The sequence below is a fragment of the Cellulomonas hominis genome, from assembly GCF_901521055.1.
GTDB classification, from domain to species: Bacteria; Actinomycetota; Actinomycetes; order Actinomycetales; family Cellulomonadaceae; genus Cellulomonas; species Cellulomonas endometrii.
This window is the reverse complement of record NZ_CABEGA010000086.1, coordinates 1-9,325: the sequence shown is the minus strand read 5'-3', so window position 1 is coordinate 9,325 and position 9,325 is coordinate 1. Positions and strand designations below refer to the sequence as shown.

Genomic DNA, 9,325 nt, shown 5'->3' with positions numbered 1-9,325 from the left:
GCCCCGAGGCCGGCGTCGGCGGGGCGAGTTGGGTATAGGGGCCGGCCGGGGTACGGGGCACCGGGGTGGCCGGCACCGGGGTACGCCGCTGCGGGGTACGCCGCGCCCGGGTGGCCCGGTGCCCCGTACGCGCCCGGTGCCACGGGCTGCTGCGGTCCCACGGGCTGCTGCGGTCCCACCGGCTGCTGCGGCGCCCGCTGGCCCCGCTGGAGCGCGCCCACGACGAACGCCCCGCCGATCATCGCCGCCCCGATCACGACGAGCGCGTTCCCGACGGTCGACGCGAAGCCGAACAGCCAGCTCGCCCGGTACAGGAGCTCGTACATCAGCGCCTGCCCGACCCAGCCGCCGATGATCCCGAGCACCACCAGCCCGACCCCGGTCCAGAGCAGCTGCGGTGCGGTGAGCTTCGGCACGGTGGTGGTCCCCTCGTCGGCGCGGGTGCGGGCGGTGCGCCCGCGACGACGCTAGCGCGCCCGCCCCGCCGGCGTCAGGCGTCGAGGTGCAGGTAGCGCAGGACCGCCAGGACGCGGCGGTGGTCGCCGGCGTCGGGGGCGAGCGCGAGCTTGCCGAAGATCGACGTGACGTGCTTCTCCACCGCCCCGTAGGACAGGAACAGCGCCTCCGCGATCGCCCCGTTGGACCGGCCCTGCGCCATGAGCTCCAGCACCTCGGACTCGCGCGGGGTCAGCCGGGACACCCCGGGGTCGACGCGGGCGGCGCCCATGAGCTGCGTGACGACCTCGGGGTCGAGCACGGTGCGGCCCGCGGCGATGCGCTCCAGGGCGTCGAGGAAGTCGGCGACGTCGGCCACGCGGTCCTTGAGCAGGTAGCCGACGCCGCGCGCGTCGCCGCCGAACAGCTGCGCCGCGTAGCGGGTCTCGACGTACTGGGAGAACAGCAGCACGCCGAGCCCCGGGTGCGACGACCGCAGCGTCAGCGCCGCGCGCAGCCCCTCGTCGGTAAACCCCGGCGGCATCCGCACGTCGACCACCGCGATGTCGGGCAGCCCGTCGCCGGCGGCGAGCGCGTCGACCTCGCGGACCAGCGCGTCGCCGTCACCGACGGCCGCGACGACGTCGTGGCCCCGCCGGGAGAGCAGGGCCACGAGGCCGTCGCGCAGGATCACGGAGTCCTCGGCGATCACGATCCGCACGCCGCACCTCCGGCCGCGGTACGGGGACGGACCCGGGTCATCGGGGAGCGCTCAGCGGCAGGTGCACGGTCACCACCGTAGGGCCTCCGACCGGGCTGTCGATGTCGAGGTCCCCGTCGACCGTCGCGACCCGGTCCACCAGCCCGTTGAGCCCTGTACCACCGGACGCGCCGGGCAGCGCGAGCCGGGCGCCCCCGTGCCCGTCGTCGCGGACCCGGATCCACAGCGACCCGTCCACGACCTCGGCGCGGACGTACGCGCCGGTCGCGCCGGAGTGCCGCGCGACGTTCGTGAGCAGCTCGGCCACCGCGAAGTACGCGATCGTCTCGACCTCGGGCGCCGGGCGGCCCGGCAGGTCGACGTCCACCGTCACGGGCAGGGGCGCCCGCGCGGCCAGGGTCTCGAGCGCCACCGCGAGGCCGCCGTCGAGCGCCGGCGGGTGGATGCCGCGGGCGATCTCCCGCAGCTCGGTCAGCGTCTCCTTGAGCGCCCCGTGCGCGTCGTCGAGCAGCCCGAGGGCGGTGCCGCGCACCGTGTCGTCGGGGTCGCCGGTGCCGTCGCCGTCACCGGTGGCCAGGCGGTCGCGCGCGTCGCCGATCTGCATGGCCACGGCGACCAGCCGCGCCTGCGTGCCGTCGTGCAGGTCCCGCTCGATGCGGCGCAGCCGGGCGTCCGCGTCGGTCACGGCGACCCCGCGGCTCTGCTCCAGCTGGGCGACGCGCAGGCTCGACGCCGTCGGCCCGAGCAGGCTGCGGCTGAGCAGGCGGAACAGGTGCGCGAAGCCGAGCACCAGCCGGTGCCACACCAGGAAGCACAGCAGGCCGGCGACGATCAGGATCCACTGCCGCGCCGGGGTGTCGATGAAGTAGTCCTGGCCGAACTGCGCGCCCCGGTGCAGGGTGCCGTCGGTCGCCTCCACCGCGGGCAGGTAGCGGTACCAGTACCAGTGCGTGACGCCGCCGAGCGTGGCCGCGAGGAACGCGGTGGTCGTGACGAACGCCGTGATCGCCAGCGGGAGGGACAGGAACCCGAACGCGATGGCGCGCCACCCGGCCGCGTCGCCCAGCAGGTTCCCGAGCCGGCGCCAGAAGCCGCGCACCCGGCGGCGCGGCAGCGGCGCGGCGATCGAGGCCCCGAGCATCCCCCGGGCCATCCCGCGGTAGAGGGCGCCCCACATCCGGCCGCCGACCACGATCCACCCGGCCGCGAACAGCCCGACCACGGTGACCGCGATCGCCGGCGGGAGCACCACCGCCACGACGGCGTACGCGAAGGCGAACGGCGCGAGCAGCAGCACCAGGAACAGGTAGCCGTACTCGCGCCAGGTGCGGGTCATGACGCCGGGCGCCCAGACGGCGCCGCGCGGCAGCGGGTCGGCGGGCGCCGGGGCCGGGACGGCGGCCACGGGCGTGGTCGGGTGGGTGGCGGACATGACGTGCTCCTCGACGATCGGGGGCGTGCGGTGCGGTGCTGTGTGGTGCGGTGCGGGCGGTGGTGCGGGCGTGCGGTGCGGGCCGACGGCACCATCGTGGCGTGCCGGTCCCCGGTCGCGGCACCCGGCCCTCCGCCGAGTCGTACGGGGGATGTCCCCCCGGGGCCGCGCCCGCCTAGGCCGGGCAGGGTCGCCTGACATGTCACAAAGCGGTAACGATCGGTGCGCGGACGAAACCGCAGGTCAGCGGGGGTGTCGCCGAGCAAAATCATCCTATGACCCCCTCGATCCGGCCGACCCCGAATCGCTTTCGCCGCGCCGATGGGGCACGGTGGAGCACGACCGGATCGACGAACGGTCGGCACGGAACGCCATGATCCAGGCCCTCGCAGCGCCCCCTCCCGGGCTGCCGGAGCGAGGGCCTCGGCGCGTCCGCTGCCGCGCACGAGGCCCCTGCCGCGGGCCGCGCGGCCCGCCGGCCGACGGCGCGCCGTGCGCCCGGAGCGCCCCCTGGACGGGGTGCGCCCTGCCCCGTGGGGGCACCGGCTGCCGCGCGCCGATGACCTGACGAGGTGGATGAGTGACAGGACTGCGCGTCGAAGGCGTGTACAAGGTGTTCGGCCGCCGGCCCGGCGAGGCCGTGAAGCGGTTGCGGGGCGGGGCGACCCGCGACGAGGTGCGCCCGTGGGGCACGGCGGCGGTCATCGACGCCGACCTGGAGATCGCCAGCGGCGAGACGTTCGTGGTCATGGGCCTGTCGGGCTCGGGCAAGTCGACGCTGATCCGCATGCTCAACGGGCTGTGGCGGCCGACCGCGGGGCGGGTGCTGCTCGGCGACGACGACCTGGGTGCCGTCAGCGCGAGCCAGCTGCGGTCGATCCGGCAGCGCAAGGTGAGCATGGTGTTCCAGCACTTCGCGCTGCTCCCGCACCGCACCGTGCTGGACAACGCCGCCTACCCCCTGGCCCTGCAGGGCGTCGAGAAGGCGGAGCGCCGGGAGCGCGCCGCGCAGGCCCTGGAGCTCGTGGGGCTCGGGCAGTGGGGCGACTCGCTCCCCCACGAGCTGTCCGGCGGCATGCGCCAGCGCGTCGGCCTGGCCCGCGCCCTGGCCGCCGACACCGACGTGCTGCTGATGGACGAGGCGTTCTCCGCCCTCGACCCGCTGATCCGGCGGGAGATGCAGGACCAGCTGCTGGAGCTGCAGCAGACGCTCGGCAAGACCATCGTGTTCATCACGCACGACCTCAACGAGGCCATGTACCTCGGGGACCGGATCGCCGTGATGCGCGACGGCCGGGTCGTCCAGGTCGGCACCAGCGAGCAGATCCTGTCGGACCCGGCCGACGACTACGTGGCGCAGTTCGTCGCCGACGTCGACCGGACCCGCGTGCTCACCGCGTCGTCGGTCATGCAGCGGCCGGCCGCCGTGGCGTTCCACGCGGGCGGTCCCCGGCTCGCGCTGCGCACGATGCGCGACGCGCAGGTCGCCGCCGCGTACGTCGTCGACCGCACCCGGGTGCTGCGCGGCATCATCCGCGACGCCGACGCGGTCGAGGCCACCCGCGCCGGCCGGGAGACGCTCGAGGGCATCGTGGACACCAGCCTGACGTCCGTCTCCGTCGACACCCCCCTGGCCGACGTGTTCGCGCCGGCCGCGGAGTCACCGCTGCCCGTGCCGGTCACGGACGACAAGGGCCGCCTGGTCGGCGTGATCCCCCGGGTCACGCTGCTCGAGGCGATGGTCCCGCCGGAGACGTCCACGCCGCCGCGCGGCACCCCGGTCACCGAGGAGGCGTCCGACGCCGTCGACCCGCGGGCCCACGACACCGAGGAGGTGCCGGCATGAGCGCCGCCGTCCTGACGCTCGAGACCACCGAGCAGGGCGTCCCCCGCCTGCCGCTCGGCGCGTGGGTCGACTCCGCGATCAGCTGGGTCACCGCCACGTTCGACGACCTGTTCACCGCGATCAAGAGCGTCCTCGAGGGCGCCTACGACGGGCTGGACGCGGTGCTCAGCGGCCCGCCGTTCTGGGTCGTCGCCGTCGCGCTCGCGCTGGTCGCGCTGTTCGCCAAGGGCTGGAAGCTCGCCGTCGGCGCGCTCGTCGGGTTCGCCGTCATCGCGGGCGTGGAGCAGTGGGACAACGCCATGGACACCCTGTCCCTGGTCGTCCTCGCGAGCCTCGTCGCCCTGCTGCTCGCCATCCCGCTGGGCATCTGGGCCGCGCGGGACGACCACGTGTCGCGGGTGCTGCGGCCCGTCCTGGACTTCATGCAGACCATGCCGGCGTTCGTCTACCTGATCCCGACCGTGGTGATCTTCCGCGTCGGCGTCGTCCCCGGCATCGTCGCGACCGTCATCTTCGCGATGGCGCCGGGCGTGCGGTTCACCGAGCTCGGGCTCCGGCAGGTCGACCGCGAGGTCGTCGAGGCCGGGCACGCCTTCGGCTCCTCCGAGGGCCGCATCCTGCGCCAGATCCAGCTGCCGCTGGCGATGCCGACCATCATGGCCGGCGTCAACCAGGTGATCATGCTGGCCCTGTCCATGGTCGTCATCTCGGGCATGGTCGGCGCCGGCGGGCTCGGCGGCGCCGTCGTCCAGGCCCTGCAGCGGGTGAACGTCTCCCTGGGCTTCGAGGCCGGTCTCGCGGTCGTCGTGCTGGCGATGTTCCTCGACCGGGTCACGTCGGCCCTCAGCACCCGCTCCCGGACGGCCCGCGCGGTCGCCGCGGCGAGCGCCCCCTGAGCGACCGGACCACTCAACCCCGGGTCGCCGGACCCGATACGACCACCACGGGCGTCGACCCCCCCGCCGCCGCCCCTCCGAGAGGACACCATGCACTCCCGCACCCGCCGCACCGCCCTGGGGACCACCGCCCTGGGCCTCACCGTCGCCCTCGCGGCCTGCTCGTCCGGCGAGCCCGCCGACGGCGACCGCCTCGACAACGGCGACCTGTCCACCGTCTCCATCGGCGTGCACTCCGGCTGGGACGAGGGCATCGCGGTGTCCGCCCTGTTCTCCGCGATGCTCGAGGACGAGGGCTACACCGTCGAGTCCCAGGAGGCCGACCCGGGCGTCGTCTACACGGGTCTGACCGGCGGCGACTTCGACGTGAACTTCGACATGTGGCTGCCGAGCACCCACGCCGACTACCTCGAGCAGTACGGCGAGGAGATGGAGCAGCTCGGCGTCTGGTACGACGACGCGAAGCTGACGATCGCCGTGAACGAGGACGCGCCCATCACCTCGCTCGACGAGCTCGCGGAGCACGCCGACGAGTTCGACAACCGGATCGTCGGCATCGAGGCGGGCGCGGGCCTGACGCGCATCGCCCAGGACCAGGCCGTCCCCGCCTACGGGCTGGAGGGCATGGAGCTCGTCGTCTCCTCGACCCCCGCGATGCTCGCCGAGCTCAAGGGCGCCACGGACGCCGGCGAGAACATCGCGGTCACCCTGTGGCGGCCGCACTGGGCGTACGACGAGTACCCGGTGCGCGACCTCGAGGACCCGGAGGGCGCCATGGGCGAGGCGGAGGAGATCCACACCGTCGGCCGCCTGGGCTTCAGCGAGGACTACCCGACGCTGACCAAGCTGATCGAGGCGCTCACCCTCACCGACGAGCAGCTGTTCTCCCTGGAGAACCTCATGTTCAACGAGGACGGCGGCGGCGACCCGACCGGGTCCGCCGAGGCGTGGCTCGAGGAGAACCCGGACTTCGTCACCGACCTCAAGGCCGCGGCGGGCGTCTGACTCCCCTCGACGACGTGACGACGCCCCCGGCACCTGCAGGTGCCGGGGGCGTCGTCGTGCGGGTCAGGCCGGGGTGACGGCTCGGCGCAGGTCCGGCTCGAGGTAGATCACCCGGGCGATCGGCACGGCCGCGCGGACGCGCTGCTCCGCCGCGTCGATGGCCGTCGCCACGTCCGCGGCCGACGCCGTCGCGCTGATCTCGATCTTCGCGGCCACCAGCAGCTCCTCGGGGCCGAGGTGCAGGGTGCGCAGGTGGATGACCGACGGCACGCCCGCCCCGACGAGCGCGGCACGGATCGCGTCGACGTCCTTGCGGGTGGCGGACTCGCCGAGCAGGAGGCTCTTGGTCTCGACGGCCAGCACGACGGCGATCAGCACGAGCAGCACGCCGATCGCGGCGGACCCGATCGCGTCCCAGCGGCCGTCGTGGGTGATCAGCGTCATCGACACGCCGAACAGCGCGAGGACGAGGCCGAGCAGCGCGCCGAGGTCCTCCAGCAGCACGACGGGCAGCTCGGGCGCCTTCGCGGTCCGGATGTACGACACCCAGCCCTGCTTCCCGCGGACGAGGTTGGCCTCCTTGATCGCCGTCCGGAAGGAGAAGCCCTCCATGACGATCGCGGCGAGCAGCACGGCGATGGGCACCCACTGCCACGACTCGATGGGGTGCGGCTCGGCGAACTTGTGCCACGCCTCGTACAGCGCGAACAGCCCACCGAGGCTGAACAGCACGATCGACACGATGAACGCGTACATGTAGCGCTCGCGCCCGTACCCGAACGGGTGCTCCTCGTCCGCCGCGCGCCGCGCCCGCTTGCCACCGAGCAGCAGGAGCGCCTGGTTGCCCGAGTCGGCGACCGAGTGCACCGACTCCGCCAGCATGGAGCTCGACTGCGTCAGCAGGAACGCGATGAACTTCGTCACCGCGATGCCCAGGTTCGCGGACAGCGCGGCGATGATCGCCTTGTTCCCGCCTCCGTGTGCCATGCCGGTCCTTCCGCCGTGCGTCCGGGCGCGGACGCGCCCGAGGGCCAGCAGGCCCGAGCGGTGATGCTAGACCGGGCGGGCCTCGTCGGCGAGCAGCACGGGGATGCCGTCCCGGACCGGGTACGCCAGCGGGCGGTCCGGGTCGGTCGACACGAGCTCCGGCTCGCCGCCGGGGCCGACGCCGTCGACGAGCGTCGCGCCGGTCACGGGGCAGCGCAGGAGCTCACGCACCCACGGCGCGAGCCCCGTGGTCCCGACGGGCTCGGTGGCGCTCATGCGTCCTCCTTGCGGACCAGGGCGAGCACGTCGTCGCGGACCTTCTCCATGATGTCCTCGTCCGCCGCCTCGACGTTCAGGCGCAGCAGCGGCTCCGTGTTCGACGCGCGGAGGTTGAACCACCACTGCGGGTGCGAGTCCCAGTGGGAGACGGTGAGGCCGTCCAGCTCGTCGACCTGCACCGGGCCGGCGCCCTGCTCCTCGACGTAGGCCTGCACGACGCGGTCCCGCGCGGCGGGGACGTCCGCGACCCGGGAGTTGATCTCCCCGCTCGCGACGTACGGCTGGTACTGCTCGGCGAGGGCCGACAGCGGGTGCGGCTGCCCGCCGAGAGCGGCGAGCACGTGCAGCGCGGCGAGCATGCCGGTGTCCGCGAAGAAGAAGTCGCGGAAGTAGTAGTGCGCGGAGTGCTCGCCGCCGAACACGGCATCCGACTCCGCCATCTGCGCCTTGATGAACGAGTGGCCGACGCGCGTGCGGACGGCCTTGGCGCCGGACGCGGTGACGAGGTCCGGCACGACCATCGAGGTGATGAGGTTGTGGATCACCGTGGGCACGCGGCCCGCGGCCTTCTCCCGCTCGATCTCCCGCAGGCCGACGAGCGCCGTGATGGCGGACGGGCTCACCGGGTCGCCGTTCTCGTCGACGACGAAGCAGCGGTCCGCGTCGCCGTCGAACGCGAGGCCGATGTCGGCGCCGTGCTCCACGACGGCCTTCTGCAGGTCGCGCAGGTTCTCCGGCTCGAGGGGGTTCGCCTCGTGGTTCGGGAACGTGCCGTCGAGCTCGAAGTACAGCGGGACGACGTCCAGCGGCAGCTCCGGCAGGCCGGCGCCGGTGCCGAGCACCGCGGGAGCCGTGAAGCCGCCCATGCCGTTGCCCGCGTCGACCACGACCTTCAGCGGGCGGATGCCGGACAGGTCCACCAGTCCCCGCAGGAACGACGCGTAGTCGGTGAGCAGGTCCTGGTCGGAGACCTCGCCGACCGGGGCGCCCTCCGCCGCGGCCGGCACGCCGCCACCCAGGTAGCGGGACGCGAGGTCGCGGACCTCGGAGAGGCCGGAGTCCTGGCCGACGGGCCGCGCGCCGGCGCGGCACAGCTTGATGCCGTTGTACTGGGCGGGGTTGTGGCTCGCGGTGAACATCGCACCCGGGACGTCCAGCTTGCCCGACGCGAAGTACAGCCCGTCGGTCGAGCACAGCCCGATCCGGACGACGTCCACACCGCGCGCGGCGAGCCCCTCGGCGAACGCGCCGACGAGCTCCGGGCCCGACGGGCGCATGTCGTTGCCGACGACCACGCGGGGGCGCGCACCCTCGGCGGCCTCGGGGATCACGACGACGTCGGCGAAGGCCGCGCCGATCGCCCGGGCCACGTCGGCGTTCAGCTGCTCGGGGACGACGCCGCGGACGTCGTACGCCTTGATCAGGCCGGTCAGGTCGGGCAGGTCGCTCGTCTCAGGCACGGCGTCACGGTATCCCATCGGTGTGTCGGTCAGCGGTCGGTCGAGGCGCAGCACGCGGGCCTCCCAGGGGTCGAGCGGAGCGGTCGCCGGGAGGATGTGGAGGGCCGCGGGAAGGGGGGCGGCCGACCGCTGGCCGACCCCCCGGTGGGATACCGTGGCGCCGTGCCCGAGGCGCGCGCCCCTCCCGACCTGGCCCGCCTGGTCCAGCCCTACGCCCGCCGCCGGCGCGGCCCCGCCCGCCGCGGAGCTCGCGGCCGCCGTCCG

At 74.2% G+C, this 9,325-nt stretch carries 9 protein-coding genes; 3 read left to right on the top strand and 6 right to left on the bottom strand.

The features are described from left to right. From KJP73_RS18215 to KJP73_RS18205, 3 genes are all read right to left on the bottom strand, one after another. Positions 1-416, bottom strand: a 416-nt coding sequence (locus tag KJP73_RS18215; RefSeq protein WP_213284301.1) for a hypothetical protein, incomplete at its 3' end; no start/stop codon positions are given. Positions 417-490: 74 nt separating this feature from the next. After that, positions 491-1,156 (bottom strand): response regulator transcription factor, encoded by a 666-nt coding sequence (locus KJP73_RS18210; RefSeq protein WP_213284300.1) that lies wholly within the window; start codon positions 1,154-1,156, stop codon positions 491-493. 37 nt (positions 1,157-1,193) lie between these two features. Then, positions 1,194-2,588, bottom strand: a complete 1,395-nt coding sequence (locus KJP73_RS18205) for a sensor histidine kinase (RefSeq protein WP_249669532.1) — start codon at positions 2,586-2,588, stop codon at positions 1,194-1,196. A 580-nt stretch (positions 2,589-3,168) separates the two neighbouring features. Here KJP73_RS18205 and KJP73_RS18200 point away from each other — a divergent pair. The 3 genes from KJP73_RS18200 (at position 3,169) to KJP73_RS18190 (ending at position 6,335) form a co-directional block, all read left to right on the top strand. Next, the gene (locus tag KJP73_RS18200) at positions 3,169-4,434 is read left to right on the top strand and encodes a quaternary amine ABC transporter ATP-binding protein (protein ID WP_213284299.1); all 1,266 of its coding nucleotides are present in this window, start codon (positions 3,169-3,171) and stop codon (positions 4,432-4,434) included. Further along, positions 4,431-5,330 carry an ABC transporter permease gene (locus KJP73_RS18195; RefSeq protein WP_213284298.1) on the top strand — a complete coding sequence of 300 codons (900 nt, stop codon included), beginning with the start codon at positions 4,431-4,433 and terminating at the stop codon, positions 5,328-5,330. The genes KJP73_RS18200 and KJP73_RS18195 overlap by 4 nt, the downstream gene beginning before the upstream one ends. A gap of 90 nt (positions 5,331-5,420) precedes the next feature. Then, positions 5,421-6,335: a glycine betaine ABC transporter substrate-binding protein gene (locus KJP73_RS18190; protein WP_213284297.1), complete on the top strand. Its 915-nt coding sequence runs from the start codon at positions 5,421-5,423 to the stop codon at positions 6,333-6,335. A 63-nt stretch (positions 6,336-6,398) separates the two neighbouring features. Here the strand turns inward: KJP73_RS18190 and KJP73_RS18185 are convergent, their stop codons facing one another. The 3 genes from KJP73_RS18185 to KJP73_RS18175 form a co-directional block, all read right to left on the bottom strand. Further along, a complete protein-coding gene (locus tag KJP73_RS18185; RefSeq protein WP_213284296.1) occupies positions 6,399-7,322 on the bottom strand; it encodes a cation diffusion facilitator family transporter in 924 nt (307 codons plus the stop codon). A gap of 66 nt (positions 7,323-7,388) precedes the next feature. Further along, a complete protein-coding gene (locus KJP73_RS18180) occupies positions 7,389-7,598 on the bottom strand; it encodes a Trm112 family protein (protein ID WP_213284295.1) in 210 nt (69 codons plus the stop codon). After that, entirely contained in the window at positions 7,595-9,061 is a 1,467-nt protein-coding gene (locus tag KJP73_RS18175) for a phosphomannomutase/phosphoglucomutase (protein ID WP_249669531.1), read from the bottom strand. The genes KJP73_RS18180 and KJP73_RS18175 overlap by 4 nt, the downstream gene beginning before the upstream one ends. Positions 9,062-9,325: the final 264 nt, after the last annotated feature.

Excerpts from the sequence above, each read along its gene's own strand:
- KJP73_RS18180 (WP_213284295.1), bottom strand. The coding sequence starts at position 7,598 with ATGAGCGCCACCGAGCCCGTCGGGACCACGGGGCTCGCGCCGTGGGTG.
- KJP73_RS18195 (WP_213284298.1), top strand. The coding sequence starts at position 4,431 with ATGAGCGCCGCCGTCCTGACGCTCGAGACCACCGAGCAGGGCGTCCCC.
- KJP73_RS18190 (WP_213284297.1), top strand. The coding sequence starts at position 5,421 with ATGCACTCCCGCACCCGCCGCACCGCCCTGGGGACCACCGCCCTGGGC.
- KJP73_RS18185 (WP_213284296.1), bottom strand. The coding sequence starts at position 7,322 with ATGGCACACGGAGGCGGGAACAAGGCGATCATCGCCGCGCTGTCCGCG.
- KJP73_RS18205 (WP_249669532.1), bottom strand. The coding sequence starts at position 2,588 with ATGTCCGCCACCCACCCGACCACGCCCGTGGCCGCCGTCCCGGCCCCG.